Raw genomic sequence first — 18,224 nt, 5'->3', positions numbered from 1 at the left:
ACCACGAATTTAGTGGAAATGGATGGTGTACTGAAACTTCGATTGCTTAGTACACCTTTTAAAAACTCTGTGAACTTTGTGCAAAACTTGGTGCCCTTTGTGGTTAGTTCGGCAATGTTCATTTAACCACAAAGAACTCAAAGGCGAGGCACAAAGGACACGGAGAATGAATCTGTCCATTAAAATAAGGGTAAAACCATATATTTATAATTCGCAGGTTTTTTCTTTTAATAAAACATTGAGTATTGAATGATTAAGTGAGTAATCTATAGGCAAATCAATAATGTGAACACCATCAGTATTTAAACATCCTGATAAGACCTCATTAAAATTTTCATCACATGTGGGTCTATGCCCATGTGCTCCGTAACTTTCGGCATATTTCACGAAGTCTGGGTTTTGATAGTCTAAACCAAAATTATCAAGCCCCATGCCTTCTTGTTTCCATTTTATCATTCCGTACGCCCCATCATTCAAAATAATAACTACTAAGTTTAATCCTAACCGAACTGCTGTTTCCAATTCCTGTGAGTTCATCATAAATCCACCATCTCCACAAACAGAAATCACTTTTCTCTTAGGGTATATCAGTTTAGCACACATTGCAGAAGCCAATCCTGCTCCCATAGTTGCCAAAGCATTATCCAACAACATGGTGTTATGTTGGTAGCATTTATAATTTCGAGCAAACCAAATTTTATACACACCATTATCTAAAGTTACAATGCCATCTTCTGGCAAAACAGATCGAACAATATGTACCAAGCGTTGCGGTAGCAGAGGAAAGCGGTTGTCTTTAGAATATTTGGCTAAATGACTTTCTACGTCCTTCTTTATGTCGTTGTAATATGAAAAATCCCAATGGGTTTTATTGATTATATGTGATGTTAGATGCTCTACAGAAGAAGCGATGTCACCTATAACATTTAATTGTGGGAAATAAACTTCATCTACCTGTGCTGGAAAAAAGTTAACATGAATCACCTTCGTGCCACCTTCCTCCATAAAAAAAGGTGGTTTTTCAATCACATCATGACCAACGTTTATAATTAAATCGGCTTTAATAATTGCACAGTGTAAAAAGTCGTGGGATGAAAGGGCAGCAGTTCCTAAAAATTGAGCATGACGTTCATCTACAACACCTTTACCCATTTGGGTATTAAAAAACGGAATACCAGTTTGTTCTATAAATTCGGTGAGCGCCTTACCTGTTCTTTTTCTGTTTGCTCCAGCTCCTATCAATAATAAAGGCATTTTTGCAGATTCAATCATTTTAACCGCCTCTCGAATGGCTAACTCATCAGCATCAGGTCTTCTATGTCCAACTACTTCAAAAATTCTATCTTCACAATGCTCTGCTGCAATGTCTTCAGGTAGTTCTAAATGTACTGCACCAGGTCGTTCTTCGATAGCCAAACGAAATGCTTCTCTAACCATAGCTGGAATATTATTTCCATTGACTATTTGTCGCGTATATTTAGTTATCGGTTTCATTAACTCAACAATATCGACAATTTGAAAACGCCCTTGTTTTGATTTTTTAATCGGTTTTTGCCCAGTAATCATCATCATGGGCATTGCACCCAATTGAGCATAAGCCGCAGGTGTTGTAAAATTAGTTGCTCCAGGACCTAAAGTAGAAAGACATACTCCTGGTTTTCCGGTTAATCGGCCATAGGTTGCGGCCATAAATCCAGCACCTTGTTCATGGCGAGTTAATATGAGCTTAATTTTAGAATCTTTCATGGAATCCAGAAAATCGAGATTCTCTTCACCCGGTATTCCAAAAATATATTCAACGCCTTCGTTTTCTAATGCTTTTATAAATAAATCAGATGCTTTCATACTCTTTTTATTGAATTAATCGTTTACAGTGGAAACTAGAATTTTAGAATCTGAACAAATTTCTTCTCATTTTCGGTTAAAAACAAAAAGTCAAGATGAGTTCTATAAAATATCGTAGTTTGCATAACATTTAGCTTACAGTTTATATTATAAAAATAAACACTTTTAATTTAACTCAAGAACATTTTATTAACAGGTATTCATAATTGTAATTTTGAGGCTTTATTTTAATATTAACTTGCACAACAACTTAATTTAGAAACGTCTTTTCCAAAAGTAATTGCAGCTAATTTGATGCCCTCTCCCATTGTCAAATATGGATAAAAGCTTTCAGCCAAATCTTTTACTGTAATACCAAACTTAATAGCCATACTTAATTGTTGTATCAGTTCGCCGCCTTCTGGTGCTATGACTCGTGCACCGATCAATTTATCCGTTTCCGTATTACGAATTAATTTTATAAAACCTCTTGTGTCTTGCGCAGCCAAAGCTCTAGGGACGTGAATTAAATCTAATTTTGATACTTCAAAAGAGATGCCTAATTTTTCGGCTTCTACTTCATCTATACCTGCACCTGCAATTTGAGGATCTGTAAATACAACCCAAGGTAAAGATGAATAATCTACAGTTTTATTTTCTTCAGTAAAGGCGCTTGAAACTGCTGTACTTCCTTCGGTTGCTGCTGTATAAACAAAAGGCGGTGTGTTTGTTACATCACCAGCTGCATAAATATTGGAAATATTAGTTTCCATTTTTTCGTTAACTATGATGTGACCTCTTTTGGTTAAGTTGATATCAATATTTTCAAGACCTAATTTAGAGGTATTTGGTTTTGTGCCTGTAGCTACTAAAATCTTGCCTTTTTCAATAAGTTGCGTTGTAGTTCCGTCTGGACATTTGCAATGGATAATCGTGTTATCTCCTTCTTTTTCAAATTTAAAGGCTCTAAAATTTGGTAATACTTCAATACCTTCATTTTCATATTGAGCCACGAGAACATCAGTAATATCTTCGGTTTCACTTCTTAAAGGTCTATCGGTAAATTCAATGATTCGAACTTTCACAGCCAATCTGCTATAGGCTTGAGCTATTTCCAATCCAATATAACCAGCACCCATTATGGTTAAGCTTTTTGGTTGTTCTTCTAAATCGAATAAAGACACATTGGTTAAATAGCCAACCTCATTTAAGCCTTCAATGTTTGGAATGTTGGTTGTTGCTCCTGTTGCTATAACAATGTTAGTTGCAGTGTATTTATCTTTTTCATCCACAAGAATCGTTTTATTATCTACAAATTCTGCCCAACCTTTTAGCATTGTTAGATTTTCAAAATCACTTACAACATCCATATATTTTTGTTGCTGTAATGCCGAAACCAACTCTTTTTTATCTTTAATGATTTGCTTAAAATCTATATCAACTCCTTTAGGTTTAATACCTTTAAAATTAGAATGTGTAGCGTGATATGCCGTTTCAGCTGCTCTAATTAAGTTTTTTGAAGGCACACATCCTACATTTACACAAGTACCACCAAAATCTAACCCGCCATTTACCATTAGTGTTGTAAGTCCTAAACTTTCAGCTTTTATCGCTGCTGAAAATGCTGCAGAACCACCACCTATGATAATTAAATCGTAATCGCTTTTATCACTTGAACTATCTTTTATAGTCGTATTCTCCGAATTTGAAACAACAGTTGTTTCTTTTTTTACGTTATCAACAACGGAATAATTACCTACATTATTTACCGCATTAATAACATCTTGATTGCTTATCTTATTTGCATTAAAAACAAATTTGCCTTCTCCTGTTTCGTGATTTACAGTGCTACTAATAATTCCGTCTGTACCGTTCAAATCTTTTTCAATATGAGAAGAACAACCACTACAGGTCATTCCATCAATATTTAGAACTATTGTTTTATTACTCATCTTTTACTTTATTTATTACTTGGTAGCCAGTAGAGTTTATTGCCTTTTCTATGTCCTCTGTAGACGTTTTTGATTTATCAAAAGTGACTGTGGCATTTTCATTGTCATAGCTTGCCGAAACAGAAATAATCCCAGAAAGTTTATTCACTTCGTTTTCAACTTGTGCTTCACAACCACTACAGGTCATCCCTTCAATATTAAAGTTTAGGGTTTCCACATTGGCTTCACTGACCACAATCACTTCCTTGTTGTTAGTATTGGGATAAAAGATGTGTGCATAATATGGAAAGCTAATTGAAATGGCTGCAAACAAAGTAATACCTATTAAAAAGCCTTTGGTTTGATACCACTTTGGTTTTGCATCTACCTCACAACAATCTTCTGCTTTTTTGGTCTTTAAATAATTATACCACGCATAGCCAATTGCTACTATGGCTAAACCAATTAAATAGGGTCTAAATGGTTCCATCCATGATAAAGCGGAAGCACTTCCTCCAACTCCAGCAATTAGCGCAATAACTGGAGGAATACAGCAGGATGATGCTGCTACAGCAGCAAATAACCCTGTATAAGCTGCATTTTTAGATGTTTTTTCCATACTCATTATTATAAAATTTATGCTGTTTTTCGTTCTAATTTGATTGACTTAAAAATGCTATTCAAAATATCGGTTTCATCCTCGTTTAGAGAATAGTATAAGGTTTGCCCATCACGTCTTGAAGCGATTATTCCTGCATCCTTCATTTTACGGATGTGCTGTGAAACTGCAGGAACACTCATCCCTAAAATGTCAGCTAAATCGCAAGGACATAATTCGTTTTCCATATTTAAAAGAAATAGAATTTTCAATCTTACATCGTTCCCAGCAATGGATAATAGTTTTGTCATTTTTTGAAAACTTCCTTCTATTTTATCTAAAGTCTCCATACAGTTTTGTAACTGTTTTTGGTTAGCTTCCACTCTTGTACAGGTTATTTCTAATTTCATGTGTCTATATTATTGTTTTTTATTGGTTACATGTAGCTTCCATATAATCATCACCTCGAGTATCAAAAACTCGTTATGGAAGTTTCATAAGATATGCTATATAGGTACAAATATATAATTAATTACGTATTTAAGCAAATACTTAATTATATAATTTCGAATTTTGGAAAAATTTTGCTCTTTTGGTTTTTTGAGCGTTGGATTTGAGTATTGGGAAAAACCGAAAAGGCTAAAATGAAGCTGGCTAAACCTGCCAGTCGGCAGGCTGGTACCCCTATGGTTTGCCTCGGGGATAGTTGGCTTCAAGAAATTTTTAATTGATATGGCGTTGCTTTAATGACTTAAATAAGTCGTTAGCAAGTTAGTGGAATTTATTTGCAAAGTAAAAAAACACCACCCAGATTTTTATTTTAAAACTTTAGCTAAACTCATTTTCTTTTTAAAAAAGATTACTAAGTTTAAGCTTTTGTTCGTTTTCATCCTTACTATTTCAATCGTTTTAATGTAGTTGAAAAGTAGTTTATAAAACCTTTTAAATAACTAAAAACAATTCCCTAATAACTGTTTTAATTTTGTAAATTTGCCTGCGTTTATAAGCGCAACATGACAACTACAGCAAAATACATATTTGTAACCGGTGGGGTTACATCATCCCTAGGAAAAGGAATCATAGCAGCATCTCTTGCTAAATTGCTCCAAGCTCAAGGCTACAGAGTAACTATCCAAAAATTAGATCCTTACATTAATGTAGATCCAGGAACTTTAAATCCATACGAGCATGGGGAATGCTATGTAACCGAGGATGGTGCAGAAACTGACTTAGATTTAGGACATTATGAGCGTTTTTTAAACCGGCCAACAAGTCAAGCAAACAACGTTACTACTGGAAGAATTTACCAAAGCGTCATTCAAAAAGAGCGTCGTGGTGAATTTCTAGGAAAGACGGTACAGGTAGTTCCTCATATTACTGATGAAATAAAAGAACGTGTTCAAATTTTAGGTAATTCTGGTAACTATGATATCGTAATTACTGAAATTGGTGGAACAGTTGGTGATATTGAATCGTTGCCATATATAGAAGCCGTGCGTCAATTACGGTGGGATTTAGGTGAAAATAACGGTATTGTTATTCATTTAACTTTAGTGCCTTATTTATCTGCGGCGGGCGAGTTAAAAACTAAACCTACGCAACACAGTGTAAAAACGTTGATGGAAAGTGGCGTGCAAGCCGATATTTTAGTGTGTAGAACTGAGCATCATTTGCCAAAAGACTTACGTAGAAAGTTAGCTTTATTTTGTAATGTAAAAGAAGAAGCTGTTATCGAATCTATTGATGCATCTACCATTTATGATGTGCCAAACTTAATGTTGGAAGAAGGGTTAGATAAGGTGGTTCTTGAAAAGTTAAACTTAAAAAGTACAAAACCCGATATAGAACAATGGAATCAGTTTGTACATCGTCATAAAAACCCTAAAACTGAAGTTACTATTGGTTTAATTGGAAAATATGTAGAGTTGCAAGATTCATATAAGTCTATTTTAGAAGCTTTTATTCACGCTGGTGCGGAAAATGAAGTTAAAGTAAACGTAGAATCTGTACATTCAGAATATATAAACAAAGACAATGCAAAATTAAAATTAGGACATTTAGATGGTGTATTGGTAGCTCCAGGTTTTGGTGAACGCGGTATTGATGGTAAAATTGATGCGGTGCAATATGTAAGAGAGAACAACGTGCCTTTTTTAGGAATTTGTTTAGGGATGCAAATGGCAGTTATAGAATTTGCTAGAAATGTTTTGGGAATTACTGATGCTGCTTCTACAGAAATGGATGCAAGCACAAACAATCCTGTAATTGATTTAATGGAAGAACAAAAAAATATTACTGATAAAGGTGGAACTATGCGTTTAGGTGCTTGGGCATGCAACTTGAAAGTGGGAAGTGCTGTTCGTGATATTTATAAAGCTGAAAGTATTTCAGAGCGTCACAGACACCGCTATGAGTTTAATGGAGACTATAAAGAAAGGATTGAAGCTGCTGGTATGATTGCAACAGGTTTAAATCCAGATACGGGATTAGTAGAAATTATAGAAATTCCAGATCACCCTTGGTTTATTGGTGTACAGTATCATCCTGAATATAAAAGTACAGTAGCGAATCCGCATCCACTTTTTGTGGCTTTTGTAAAAGCTTCATTAAATCATATGAAAAAGAAAAAGAAAAATAATGCCACTATGGCACAAAAATAAAAATGGTTAGCTTATTGCTAAGCTATTTTAATTCCTGCTTACACAGGAATATTTTTTAAACGACACGAGAGAATAGATGGAAGAAAAAAAATTAGATATTAATACGATTATTGGCTTCGTGCTTATTTTCGGAATTCTAGCATATATGCTTTGGCAAAATCAACCTTCGCCAGAAGAAATTGAAGCTCAAGAAAAAGCCAAACAAGAACAAGTTGAAACTGAACAAAAAGTTAAAGAGCAAGAGCAAACGTTAGTGACTACTGCTGAGGATTATGCTATTGGTTCTGGTGCAGATTCTCTTCAAATCGTTCAGTTAAAAAATAAATTAGGCGCTTTTGCATATTCGGCTATACAATCAACTAGTAAAGAAACGGTTGTTGAAAGTGATTTGTTAGCCCTTAAGTTTAATAACAAAGGTGGCTATCTTTCTGAAGTGCGATTAAAACAATTTGTTGATTACGATTCTATTCCAATCTATATGATTAAGGATAATAATGCTTCTTTCAATATTAATTTTGGAACAACTGACAGTCGAATTCTTAATACGAAAGATTTACCATTTGTACCTTCAGTAACCAAAAATGCTGATATCACTGTTGTTTCTATGAAACTTAAAGTTTCTGAAAGCCAGTTTTTAGAATATCGCTATGAGTTGAAAGAAGGCGATTATATGATAGACTTTGCTATCCGTTCTCAAGGTTTAAGCAATGTTATTAATAGTTCTCAAGGCATTAATTTAGACTGGAAACTTAAAGGGTTTCGTAATGCTAAAAGTATTTCTTATGAAAACAGATATACTGATATTCATTATGATTACGAAGATGGAAAAGCGGATTACACTAGAGATGGTGAAGACGATATAAAAGATGTCTCTTGGATTGGCTATAAGCAGCATTTCTTCTCTTCCGTGTTATTAACAGATACGCGTTTTAAAAACGTAAGAGTAAAAACTGAAAATTTAGTTAAAGATGAAACTATAGATACAGTATATACTAAAAGTTTTGCAACTACAATACCATTAGAATTACAAGGTGGAGAAATCAATCAAGCGATGGATTGGTATTACGGCCCGAGTGATTTTAAAGTTCTTGATACTTATAATAGAAACTTAGATGAATTAGTACCATTTGGTTGGGGATTATTTGGTTGGATAAACCGATACATTTTTATGCCACTTTTTGGCTTTTTAGGCGGGTTTATGCCTTATGGCATTGCCATTGTGGTGATGACTATTTTAGTGAAGATATTATTATCATTTGTGCAGTACAAGCAGTTTTTATCTCAGGCAAAAATGAAAATTTTAAAACCTGAATTGGATGCCATTAGAGAAAAACACAAGGATAATAAAATGAAAGCGCAACAAGAAACTATGGCGTTGCAAACCAAAGCAGGAGCAAGCCCTATGGCAGGATGTTTACCAGCTTTAGTTCAGTTGCCAGTATTTTATGCCTTGTTCCAATTTTTTCCATCAGCGTTCGATTTGAGACAAAAATCGTTTCTTTGGGTAAAAGATTTATCATCTTATGATGTTATTGCAAACTTGCCATTTGATATTCCTTGGTATGGTAATCACGTAAGTTTGTTCCCAATATTAGCTTCAGTAGCTATTTTCTTCTATATGCGTTTAACTACGGGTCAGAATATGCAATCGCAACCACAGCAGGAAGGGATGCCAGATATGGGTAAAATGATGAAGTACATGATGTATTTCTCTCCAATTATGATGTTGTTTTTCTTTAATAATTATGCTTCTGGTTTAAGTTTATATTACTTTGTTTCAAACTTAATTAGTATTGGAATTATCTTAGTGATTAAAAACTTTATTCTTGATGAAGATAAAATTCATGCTGAGATGCAAGAGAAGAAAAAGAAGCCTAAAAAACAAGGACGTTTCCAAAAGAAAATGGCTGATATGATGGAGCAGGCAGAAAAGCAAAAACAAGCGCAACAAAAACGTAAATAATTCTATAGGAAAACTCCTTCCCTTTGAAGGGAAGGCGGATTTCATCCCGAAATAAAGGGATGAAAGACGGAAGGGTAAATATAAAAAGCTGTCAAGAACATTATTTGGCAGCTTTTTTGCTATAACAAATTTATAGTTTATTCGTTTACTAGGTACAATACCAATATAACCTCAAATTATTAATACGATATTTTAAAATTAAATTGGTACAATTTCCGCGAAAGCGATACAATCAAAATTCAAAATGAAAAGATTTTATAGTTTATTGTTTTTTTTAATGACTTGTAGCTTCATATTTGCACAAGATTTTAATCAGTTTGACGCTAACGGAAAGCGTCATGGTGTTTGGAAAAAGAATTTTGAAGACACCAATATTATTAGGTATGAAGGGCAGTTTTTACATGGAAAAGAAATTGGGTTGTTTAAATTTTATAAGAACTATAAAAAGAAAGCCATTCTATCGGCTACTAAATTATTTAATGAAAATAATAAAATAGCTGAGGTTAAATTTTTAGCATCTAATGGAAAAGTGATTAGTGAAGGTAATATGGATGGTAAAACATATATAGGTACCTGGAAATACTATCAACAAAACTCAGACCAACTGCTAATACTTGAACATTATAATGATAGCGGTGAATTAATAGGGGAGCGTTTAGTGTATTATCCAAATGGGCAAATAGCAGAAAAACAAAACTATATAAATGGTAAATTGGAAGGCATATCACAATGGTATTCTGTTAAAAATATTAAGTTAAAGGAATACATTTATGAAAATGGTGAGTTACATGGTGCAGCTAAATTCTATAATCCCAAAGCCGAGTTATTATCTGAAGGTCAATATAAAAGAGGTGAAAAAGATGGTATTTGGAAGTACTATGAAAACAGTAAATTAGTTGATGAAAAAGACTATACTTATAAGCCTAAATACATTAAAAAAACGCCTTAATTACTTAAGGCGCTCTTTTTCATAGACAAATTTTAGTGGGAATTACTAGCGTTTGCCTACAATCAACAAACCAAACTAATTTTTTATTCAGAAGCTGGAAGTAATACACGGTCTATAACGTGAACTACGCCGTTAGTAGCTTGTATATCTACCAAAGAAGTAACTATATTACTTAATCTATCGTTTCCATCTGTTAATGTAAAAGCAGTTGCATCTGCGGTAATTGGACCTCCTAAAGTAGGCACTTCACCACTCGTTAATCCACTAGATTGAACATTCGCATTAACAATGTGATTTAATAAAACAGCATCAACAGTTGCTGTTGCTATATCTGTAAGCGCACTTACTTCTAATTCCGTTAACAATGACCGGAAAGCATCATTTGTAGGAGCAAAAACTGTAAATGGTCCTGCTGTTGCATCAGAAACAGTAGCAATATATGGTACTGTTGGAGAGCCCGTATCTGCATATACTAATGCGCTAACTAAAGTTGACAATGCATCATTTGTAGTGGCGAATGTGGCAATTGTTGGCAAATCAATTACTTTATCAATAATATGAACTATACCATTTGAAGTAGACACGTCTGGAGTTTCTACTTTAGCGCTACCATTAAATACCACACCAGCAGTACCGTTGTAGTATAAACTTAATTTTGTTTCGTTTGGACCATCTGCTAAGGTATTGGTATAACCTGTATTACCAATAAGTGCAGAAGATGGTATGTTAGCTCCACCAATTACGTGGTTTAATAAAATTTGTGTTAAAACGTCATTTGGTACTTCAGATAAAGCATTGAATCCTTTAGCGGCCAAAAATGCTGTAAATGCTGCATTTGTTGGAGCTAATACTGTTTTGTCTCCAGAAGCAGTTAAGGCATCCACTAGACCAGCTTGTATTACGGCATCCACTAAAATACTTAAATCACCAACAGACTGCGCTGTCTCCACTATGTTTAAAGGATCTGGCGTTGGTGTTGAGTTGTCATCATCATTACTACATGATGTAAATGCAATCATTGCTATGATGATTACTGCTAATTTTTTCAAAGAATTAAATGTTTTCATTTTTTCAAGTTTTTTATTTGTTTAACAAAAATACAAAATAATTAAACAAAATAACAAGTATTGTTTAATAAATTTATGTTAATGTTAAACAAAAGTGTATTTCATCGATTCATAAGAAATAGTAATTAGTATTTAAATAGTAGTATAATATGTATCTTTGTGAACTAATTTTTCAGGAATGGAACGTGTAATTATTGGGCTTTCTGGTGGTGTAGATTCTAGCGTTGCGGCTTATTTATTAAAGGAGCAAGGCTACGAGGTAATTGGCTTGTTTATGAAAAACTGGCATGATGACTCGGTGACTATATCTAATGAGTGTCCGTGGTTAGATGATAGCAATGACGCTATGTTAGTAGCAGAAAAGCTTGGTATTCCGTTTCAAACAGTTGATTTAAGTGAACAATATAAGGAACGCATTGTTGATTATATGTTTCATGAATATAAAAAAGGAAGAACACCAAATCCTGATGTGCTTTGTAATAGAGAGATTAAGTTTGATGTGTTTATGAAAATTGCACTAGAACTTGGTGCCGATTATGTGGCCACTGGTCATTATTGCAGAAAAGGCGTTATTGAGAAAGATAATAAAAAAGTTTATCAGCTTTTAGCAGGAGCTGATGATAATAAAGATCAATCGTATTTTTTATGTCAGTTATCTCAACAACAGTTATCTAAGGCTTTATTTCCTATAGGTGAATTAACAAAACCTGAAGTAAGAGAAATTGCTACAAAACTAGACTTAGTAACTGCAGAAAAAAAGGATTCGCAAGGGTTATGTTTTATAGGGAAAGTTAAGTTACCAGATTTTTTACAACAACAATTGAAACCAAAAGAAGGTGTTATTGTTGAAGTTTCAAAAGAGCAAGACGTTTTTAGACACGTTGAAACTGAATTTAATTCTGCAGAAGAAAAATTAAAATATCTATCTCGTAAAATTGATTATAAAGTTGACTATGGCGAAATAGTTGGTAAACATCAAGGGGCGCATTATTTTACTAAAGGTCAACGTAAAGGACTTGCTGTTGGAGGAACCGTAGAACCTTTATTTGTAATTGATACAGACGTTGTAGAGAATGTGATTTATACAGGACAAGGAAAAGCGCATCCCGGGCTTTTTAAGAAAGCTTTATTTGTTTCCAATGAAGAATTGCATTGGGTTAGAGAAGATTTAAAACTTCAAATAGATGAAACTATGGAAGTTTTAGCTAGAATTAGATATAGACAACCTTTACAAAAAGCCATTTTGCATAAAGTTGATAGTGGATTGTATGTTGAATTTGAAGAATTTCAGTCTGCAATAACAGAAGGGCAATTTGTAGCTTGGTATATTGGTGATGAGCTCATAGGTTCGGGAGTAATTTCATAATTTTAATATATATTCAATTCAATGTCAAACAGAATTACAAAGCTTTTCAAAATAAAGTATCCTATTATTCAAGCAGGAATGATTTGGAATAGTGGATGGCGATTAGCATCTGCATCTAGCAACTCAGGAATTCTTGGTCTTATTGGAGCAGGTTCTATGTATCCGGAGGTGTTACGTGAGCACATTCAAAAATGTAAAAAGGCAACAGACAAACCTTTTGGGGTTAATGTTCCTATGTTATATCCTAACATCCAAGAGATTATGGATATTATAGTTGAGGAAGGTGTAAAAATTGTTTTTACTTCAGCAGGGAATCCTAAAACATGGACGTCCTGGTTAAAAGAAAGAGGCATTACAGTTGTGCATGTTGTGAGCAGTGTTAAGTTTGCTTTAAAAGCCCAAGAAGCAGGAGTTGATGCCATTGTTGCTGAAGGTTTTGAAGCTGGTGGACATAACGGGAGAGATGAAACTACAACACTTACGCTTATTCCAATGGTGAAGGAACACATTCAAATTCCTTTAATAGCTGCGGGAGGTATTGCTACTGGTAGAGCGATGTTGGCCACCATGATTTTAGGAGCCGATGGGGTTCAAATTGGAAGTAGGTTTGTGGCTAGTGAAGAAAGTTCCGCTCATGTTGCATTTAAACAAATGGTTGTTGAATCTAAAGAAGGCGATACACAATTAACACTAAAAGAATTAGCGCCTGTTAGGTTGATAAAAAACGATTTCTATAATCAAGTTCAAGATTTATATAAAACAACGCCAACAATTGAACAGCTTAGAGAATTACTAGGTAGAGCAAGAGCTAAACGTGGTATGTTTGAAGGTGATTTAGAGGAAGGCGAGTTAGAAATTGGTCAAATTTCTGGATTGATTCATGATATTAAGCCCGTTGCAAAAATTGTAAAAGATATTGTTAAAGAGTTTGAAGCGTCAAAAAAAAACATTTCAAACCTTTAAAAGAATAGTTCATAAAATAGAAAAAGAGGAAATTTATTTTCCTCTTTTTCATTTAGAAACCTAAAGCGTTAATTTGAAACCCCTATAAATAAAGCTAAATGTTTCTATTTATGCTATTAAATATTTGAGAGAATGCTTTTAATAGCATTACGAAAGTATAAAAAATACTACATAATAAAACAAAAACCAGAGTTAGTTATTAACATTTGTTAATTAGTCTTTTTTGCTAAAAGAAAATTATCAAATCTCTAAAAAATAATGTGTAAAGTTTACTTTTGCTAAATGCAAATTAGCAATTATACTAAAGAGTTTAAATACAATTGGCAACTTGCTGCACCTGTAATGTTGGGTATGCTTGGGCATACCTTTGTTAGTTTTGTTGATAACATTATGGTTGGTCAATTAGGTACCGCAGAGTTAGCTGCAGTATCTTTAGGTAATAGTTTTATGTTTATTGCCATGTCTTTAGGGATTGGTTTTTCTACTGCGATTACGCCTTTAATTGCAGAAGCAGATTCATCTCAAGATTTTGTTCGTGGCAAATCATCATTTAAACATGGTTTGTTTTTATGCACGGTTTTAGGGGTACTCTTGTTTTTATTATTATTATTTGCTAAACCTTTAATGTATTTAATGAAACAGCCCGTTGAGGTTGTTGAGCTAGCCATACCGTATTTAGAATTGGTTGCATTTTCATTAATTCCATTAATCATTTTTCAGGGGTTTAAACAATTTAGTGATGGTTTATCAATGACCAAATACCCTATGTATGCTACGCTAATAGCTAATATTATAAATATAATTTTAAATTATTTATTGATTTTTGGAAAGTTTGGTTTTCCGGAATTAGGAATTGTTGGTGCAGCTTATGGCACGCTCGCATCAAGAATTATAATGGTTTGGTATTTATGGGTTTTATTAAAAGGGAAAGAAAAATCTAAAGCGTTTGTTACTAATATCAAGTTCTTTGTACTTGATACGTTGATGTTGAAAAAAATAATCAATTTAGGTGCGCCTAGTGCTATGCAAATGTTTTTTGAAGTCGCCATTTTTACTGCAGCCATTTGGCTTAGTGGTTTGCTAGGTAAAAACCCACAAGCAGCAAATCAAATTGCTTTAAATTTAAGTTCAATGACGTTTATGGTAGCCATAGGACTTAGCGTTGCAGCTATGGTTCGCGTAGGTAATCAAAAGGGCTTAAAAGCTTATTTTGAATTGCGTAGAATTGCCTTTTCTTTATTCTTAATGGGTACACTAATGGCTATTGGTTTTGCATTAATTTTCTTTGTGTTGCACGATTATTTGCCGAAAATATATGTAGATTATGATGATGCTGAAAACCTAATTGATAATAAAGAGGTTGTAAGTATAGCTTCAAAATTATTAATCGCGGCTGCAATTTTTCAAATAAGCGATAGCATTCAAGTATTAGTCCTTGGCGCATTACGTGGATTGCAAGATGTTAAAATCCCGACTATAATTACGTTTATATCGTATTGGTTGGTAGGATTTCCAATAAGTTGGTTTTTGGGAAAAGAAGATGCTTATGGTAGTTTTGGAATTTGGTTAGGACTTCTTGCAGGTTTAACTACAGCAGCAATTTTATTGTATATAAGGTTTAATTATTTAACTAAAAGATTAATTTCAGAAGAGTTAAAAGTGAACTAAAGTACCTGAAGTATTTAAAGTTCAAAAAAGAAAATGACTAACAAAGAGTTTGCAGTACAATTAGAGAAAAGAACGGTTATGTTTGCTATCGACATTATAAATTTATCAGTAAGCTTACCAAATACTACCGAGGCTTTAGTATTGAGAAATCAGCTAACTAAATCTGGAACAAGTATTGGAGCTAATTATAGAGAGGTTAATTGGTCTAGAAGCCCTAGAGATTTTAAAAATAAAATAAAGATTAGCTTAGGCGAAGCTAGTGAGACAGATTATTGGTTAGAAATAATTGAAGAATTAAAATGAATAAATAATATGAATTTGAAGGATATAAGAAAAGAAGCTAAAGAACTTTTGGCTATTTTTACTTCTATAGCACATAAATTATAAAATGAAGTGTTTTTACGGAGTCTGATCTATAACTTTAGCTCACTTAAGACACTTATAACTTAAAACTTAATACATGACACTACCAAAATTTATACTTGGTGATAATACCCAATTCCCGAATGCTATTTATGTTGTTCATACCGAATTTCCTAGATTTATAATTAATCTTGAAAATGATACTGTAGAGTGGTTTGAAGATTTTGATGCTGAAGATCAGGAGGAATTAGAAACAGAAACTGAAAATGCCATAAAGGAAGCTACTGCCTTTTATGATAATGAAGTAGCTAAATACGACGAGTAATTGCGTTAGGGATTGCAGTGGAAATCCTTTTTTGTTTTTATAAAGACCTTTCGACTGCGCTCAAGGTGACAAACAAAAAAGATTGTAATGTAAAGCCCGACCCTTTTGGGTAACGCCCAAATACAATTATATGATTGAACAGCTTTTACAATACGATACCGAATTATTCTTGTTTTTAAACAATCTTGGTTCAACGACTTGGGATGGTTTGTGGTTGATTATTACCAATAAGTTAGCATTTATCCCTTTATATGCGCTTTTATTATTTCTTCTTTATAAAAATTTCGGATTAAAAGCGTTGTTGATTTTTGTAATTGTTATAGCCTTAATGATAACCTTTACAGATCAAATAACGAACGTTTTTAAACGCACATTTATGAGGTCAAGACCTTGTGGTGTAGATGAATTAGCTGATGAAATTCGATTTATTGCTGTGCGTTGTGGGAAATATGGGTTTTTCTCTGGGCATTCATCTAATACAATGGCAGCAGCAGTTTTTGCGGGCTTAATGTTGAAACCTTATTACAAAAACTTAATTTTTATTTTACTGTTTTGGAGTGCTATAGTGGCTTATAGCAGAATTTATGTTGGTGTGCATTACCCATTGGATATAATATGCGGAATGACCTTTGGCGCTATATCTGGATTTATGTTTTATAAATTGACTAAGTATTTATTGAAAAGGTTTTTAAATATTAGATTTTGAGTTTCAAAAGATAGTCGGCAGCTACAAACGGCGTTGTTTGATTATTTTCAATAAGTTGTAATTGATTAGCTAATTCTTTTTTAATTTTTGGTGTGTTGAAGAAATCAGATTTTAATTGATCTTCTATAGTTTGAATGAGCCAAAATTTGTTCTGTTCATGTCGTTTTTTATTGAAGAAATCATGCTTTGAAGTCGTTCTAATATAATCTAAAATAATGTTCCAAATAACATCAATGCCTTCATTTTTAATAGCGCTACATAGTGTCACTTTAGGTTGCCAATTTGACGATTTTTCAGGGTAGAGGTGAAGCGCTCTATTAAACTCTACTTTAGCAAGTTTTGCTCTTTTTAAGTTATCGCCATCAGCTTTATTAATAGCAATAGTATCTGCCATTTCAATAATACCGCGTTTTATGCCTTGTAGCTCATCACCAGCACCAGCCAATTTTAAGAGTAAAAAGAAATCTACCATACTGTGCACGGTAGTTTCACTTTGCCCTACACCAACGGTTTCTATAATAATAACATCAAAACCTGCAGCTTCACATAAAATGATAGTTTCTCTGGTTTTTCTAGCTACACCTCCAAGCGAATCACCAGAAGCAGACGGACGAATAAAAGCGTTTTTATCTTTTACTAAATCTTCCATTCGGGTTTTATCACCCAAAATACTACCTTTTGTAATAGTGCTACTGGGATCTATAGCCAGAACAGCAACGTGTTTTTCAAGAGAAGTTAAATGTTTTCCAAAGGCTTCAATAAAAGTGCTTTTTCCAACTCCTGGCACTCCTGTTATACCAATTCTAATAGATTTATTGGCATGAGGCAAGCAGCTTTTTAAAATTAAACTTGCCAAATCTTTATGCTTGGGATTTTTACTTTCAATTAAAGTAATAGCTCTACTTAAAGCAGTGATATCTTTTTTTAAAATGGATTTAACTAGAGTGTCAACATCAATCTCTGCTTTGCGTTTTTCTTTAATGGATTTAATTGAAGATGCATTGGTGATTTCTGAAATAGAAACTCCTTTTTTTTCTTTTAATGCGGATTTACTTTTTTTTGCCACTAATGCACAAATGTTTTTCTAATTTACGATTTTATTCCTATTTGACTGTAAACTTATTTAAGCGGAACTGCAACTTTTACATCATCCCAAGCCATAGTTAAAAACAGATGATCTGTAGAATTATCAAAAGCAATGGTAAACTGCTCAACATGGTTTTCTAATTTATGCACAGGCACTTCAATGTTTATGGCATCGTAATTAGGATCCCACATAGGTATCATTTCGGCATTAACACCCCATGAGTATTGTTTGGAATTAAATATAACACTCCATGTTGAATCTTTAGGAACTGTCCATAGTGTATATTTCCCAGCGGCTAATAGCATACCTTTTACTTCTAAAGGTTTATTGGTTTCGAATGTGGTAGCTTCGTTCGCTCCTGTTCGCCATACTTGATTAAAAGGTACTAGGGCGCCAAAAATTTCACGTTCTTTTTTATAGGGTCTATTATAAAACACTTTTAGTTTTAAATCGTTTAATTTAAATTCTACAGTGTCTTTAGGACTCAATCGTTTTGCGAAAATATTTTCCACAAAAGTAGAATATAAAAATAGCCCTAATGCTATTAGTGTTAATAGAATTAAGACGCGTTTTAAAAAGGTGTTCATATATCGCAATTTTATAAGGTGTAAAGATAATTTAAATGATATAACTAGTAAAATACAAACGTCATTTATTTAGCTTTGTTGTGGAGGGTGAAATGACAGATGACGGATGACGGATGCAAACGGAGACTCTTACTGTAATTTGATTACTCTGTTGTTTTTTTTCTCGC

16 protein-coding genes are annotated in these 18,224 nt (G+C 33.4%); 9 read left to right on the top strand and 7 right to left on the bottom strand.

Annotated elements, in window-relative coordinates:
* Positions 1-204: 204 nt before the first annotated feature.
* The 4 genes from AAC024_RS10560 to AAC024_RS10545 all read right to left on the bottom strand — a co-directional run bounded on the left by AAC024_RS10560 (position 205) and on the right by AAC024_RS10545 (position 4,763).
* Positions 205-1,845: an acetolactate synthase large subunit gene (locus AAC024_RS10560; protein WP_339895354.1), complete on the bottom strand. Its 1,641-nt coding sequence runs from the start codon at positions 1,843-1,845 to the stop codon at positions 205-207.
* A 233-nt stretch (positions 1,846-2,078) separates the two neighbouring features.
* Positions 2,079-3,776 carry a mercury(II) reductase gene (gene merA / locus AAC024_RS10555; RefSeq protein ID WP_339895353.1) on the bottom strand — a complete coding sequence of 566 codons (1,698 nt, stop codon included), beginning with the start codon at positions 3,774-3,776 and terminating at the stop codon, positions 2,079-2,081.
* Positions 3,769-4,380 (bottom strand): mercuric transport protein MerTP, encoded by a 612-nt coding sequence (gene merTP / locus AAC024_RS10550; protein ID WP_339895352.1) that lies wholly within the window; start codon positions 4,378-4,380, stop codon positions 3,769-3,771. The genes merA and merTP overlap by 8 nt, the downstream gene beginning before the upstream one ends.
* An 11-nt stretch (positions 4,381-4,391) precedes the next feature.
* On the bottom strand, positions 4,392-4,763 hold the full coding sequence (locus AAC024_RS10545) for a metalloregulator ArsR/SmtB family transcription factor (protein ID WP_339895351.1): 372 nt from the start codon (positions 4,761-4,763) through the stop codon (positions 4,392-4,394).
* Between the two features lie 603 nt (positions 4,764-5,366).
* On the opposite strand from AAC024_RS10545, the gene AAC024_RS10540 reads away from it, so the two are divergent.
* The 3 genes from AAC024_RS10540 to AAC024_RS10530 all read left to right on the top strand — a co-directional run bounded on the left by AAC024_RS10540 (position 5,367) and on the right by AAC024_RS10530 (position 9,925).
* A complete protein-coding gene (locus AAC024_RS10540; RefSeq protein ID WP_339895350.1) occupies positions 5,367-7,013 on the top strand; it encodes a CTP synthase in 1,647 nt (548 codons plus the stop codon).
* A 76-nt stretch (positions 7,014-7,089) separates the two neighbouring features.
* A complete protein-coding gene (gene yidC, locus AAC024_RS10535) occupies positions 7,090-8,976 on the top strand; it encodes a membrane protein insertase YidC (protein WP_339895349.1) in 1,887 nt (628 codons plus the stop codon).
* Positions 8,977-9,220: 244 nt separating this feature from the next.
* The gene (locus AAC024_RS10530) at positions 9,221-9,925 is read left to right on the top strand and encodes a toxin-antitoxin system YwqK family antitoxin (protein WP_339895348.1); all 705 of its coding nucleotides are present in this window, start codon (positions 9,221-9,223) and stop codon (positions 9,923-9,925) included.
* A gap of 83 nt (positions 9,926-10,008) precedes the next feature.
* On the opposite strand, the gene AAC024_RS10525 is transcribed toward AAC024_RS10530, so the two are convergent.
* Positions 10,009-10,992 carry a fasciclin domain-containing protein gene (locus AAC024_RS10525; protein ID WP_339895347.1) on the bottom strand — a complete coding sequence of 328 codons (984 nt, stop codon included), beginning with the start codon at positions 10,990-10,992 and terminating at the stop codon, positions 10,009-10,011.
* A 178-nt stretch (positions 10,993-11,170) separates the two neighbouring features.
* Between AAC024_RS10525 and mnmA the strand changes: the two genes are divergently transcribed.
* The 6 genes from mnmA (at position 11,171) to AAC024_RS10495 (ending at position 16,383) form a co-directional block, all read left to right on the top strand.
* On the top strand, positions 11,171-12,358 hold the full coding sequence (mnmA, locus tag AAC024_RS10520) for a tRNA 2-thiouridine(34) synthase MnmA (protein WP_339895346.1): 1,188 nt from the start codon (positions 11,171-11,173) through the stop codon (positions 12,356-12,358).
* Between the two features lie 21 nt (positions 12,359-12,379).
* Positions 12,380-13,321, top strand: a complete 942-nt coding sequence (locus tag AAC024_RS10515) for a nitronate monooxygenase (RefSeq protein WP_339895345.1) — start codon at positions 12,380-12,382, stop codon at positions 13,319-13,321.
* Between the two features lie 282 nt (positions 13,322-13,603).
* A complete protein-coding gene (locus AAC024_RS10510) occupies positions 13,604-14,989 on the top strand; it encodes an MATE family efflux transporter (protein ID WP_339895344.1) in 1,386 nt (461 codons plus the stop codon).
* A gap of 33 nt (positions 14,990-15,022) precedes the next feature.
* On the top strand, positions 15,023-15,292 hold the full coding sequence (locus tag AAC024_RS10505; RefSeq protein WP_339895343.1) for a four helix bundle protein: 270 nt from the start codon (positions 15,023-15,025) through the stop codon (positions 15,290-15,292).
* Positions 15,293-15,449: 157 nt separating this feature from the next.
* Entirely contained in the window at positions 15,450-15,677 is a 228-nt protein-coding gene (locus tag AAC024_RS10500) for a hypothetical protein (protein ID WP_339895342.1), read from the top strand.
* A 130-nt stretch (positions 15,678-15,807) separates the two neighbouring features.
* Positions 15,808-16,383 carry a phosphatase PAP2 family protein gene (locus AAC024_RS10495; protein WP_339895341.1) on the top strand — a complete coding sequence of 192 codons (576 nt, stop codon included), beginning with the start codon at positions 15,808-15,810 and terminating at the stop codon, positions 16,381-16,383.
* On the opposite strand, the gene meaB is transcribed toward AAC024_RS10495, so the two are convergent.
* Together meaB and AAC024_RS10485 are read right to left on the bottom strand one after the other, a co-directional pair.
* Positions 16,373-17,449, bottom strand: a complete 1,077-nt coding sequence (gene meaB / locus AAC024_RS10490; RefSeq protein WP_339895340.1) for a methylmalonyl Co-A mutase-associated GTPase MeaB — start codon at positions 17,447-17,449, stop codon at positions 16,373-16,375. The two genes, AAC024_RS10495 and meaB, sit on opposite strands and share 11 nt — an antisense overlap.
* A gap of 53 nt (positions 17,450-17,502) precedes the next feature.
* The gene (locus AAC024_RS10485) at positions 17,503-18,057 is read right to left on the bottom strand and encodes a DUF2911 domain-containing protein (protein ID WP_339895339.1); all 555 of its coding nucleotides are present in this window, start codon (positions 18,055-18,057) and stop codon (positions 17,503-17,505) included.
* Positions 18,058-18,224: the final 167 nt, after the last annotated feature.

It is taken from the genome of uncultured Algibacter sp., assembly GCF_963976535.1.
In the GTDB taxonomy this organism is placed as follows: domain Bacteria; phylum Bacteroidota; class Bacteroidia; order Flavobacteriales; family Flavobacteriaceae; genus Algibacter_B.
Note: the sequence above shows the minus strand (reverse complement) of the source record. Positions and strands in the feature narration are given on the sequence as shown.

What these genes read in the sequence shown, in the direction of transcription:
- AAC024_RS10560 (WP_339895354.1), bottom strand. Translation starts at nt 1,845, where the DNA reads ATGAAAGCATCTGATTTATTTATAAAAGCATTAGAAAACGAAGGCGTT.
- merA (WP_339895353.1), bottom strand. Translation starts at nt 3,776, where the DNA reads ATGAGTAATAAAACAATAGTTCTAAATATTGATGGAATGACCTGTAGT.
- merTP (WP_339895352.1), bottom strand. Translation starts at nt 4,380, where the DNA reads ATGAGTATGGAAAAAACATCTAAAAATGCAGCTTATACAGGGTTATTT.
- AAC024_RS10545 (WP_339895351.1), bottom strand. Translation starts at nt 4,763, where the DNA reads ATGAAATTAGAAATAACCTGTACAAGAGTGGAAGCTAACCAAAAACAG.
- AAC024_RS10540 (WP_339895350.1), top strand. Translation starts at nt 5,367, where the DNA reads ATGACAACTACAGCAAAATACATATTTGTAACCGGTGGGGTTACATCA.
- yidC (WP_339895349.1), top strand. Translation starts at nt 7,090, where the DNA reads ATGGAAGAAAAAAAATTAGATATTAATACGATTATTGGCTTCGTGCTT.
- AAC024_RS10530 (WP_339895348.1), top strand. Translation starts at nt 9,221, where the DNA reads ATGAAAAGATTTTATAGTTTATTGTTTTTTTTAATGACTTGTAGCTTC.
- AAC024_RS10525 (WP_339895347.1), bottom strand. Translation starts at nt 10,992, where the DNA reads ATGAAAACATTTAATTCTTTGAAAAAATTAGCAGTAATCATCATAGCA.
- mnmA (WP_339895346.1), top strand. Translation starts at nt 11,171, where the DNA reads ATGGAACGTGTAATTATTGGGCTTTCTGGTGGTGTAGATTCTAGCGTT.
- AAC024_RS10515 (WP_339895345.1), top strand. Translation starts at nt 12,380, where the DNA reads ATGTCAAACAGAATTACAAAGCTTTTCAAAATAAAGTATCCTATTATT.
- AAC024_RS10510 (WP_339895344.1), top strand. Translation starts at nt 13,604, where the DNA reads ATGCAAATTAGCAATTATACTAAAGAGTTTAAATACAATTGGCAACTT.
- AAC024_RS10505 (WP_339895343.1), top strand. Translation starts at nt 15,023, where the DNA reads ATGACTAACAAAGAGTTTGCAGTACAATTAGAGAAAAGAACGGTTATG.
- AAC024_RS10500 (WP_339895342.1), top strand. Translation starts at nt 15,450, where the DNA reads ATGACACTACCAAAATTTATACTTGGTGATAATACCCAATTCCCGAAT.
- AAC024_RS10495 (WP_339895341.1), top strand. Translation starts at nt 15,808, where the DNA reads ATGATTGAACAGCTTTTACAATACGATACCGAATTATTCTTGTTTTTA.
- AAC024_RS10485 (WP_339895339.1), bottom strand. Translation starts at nt 18,057, where the DNA reads ATGAACACCTTTTTAAAACGCGTCTTAATTCTATTAACACTAATAGCA.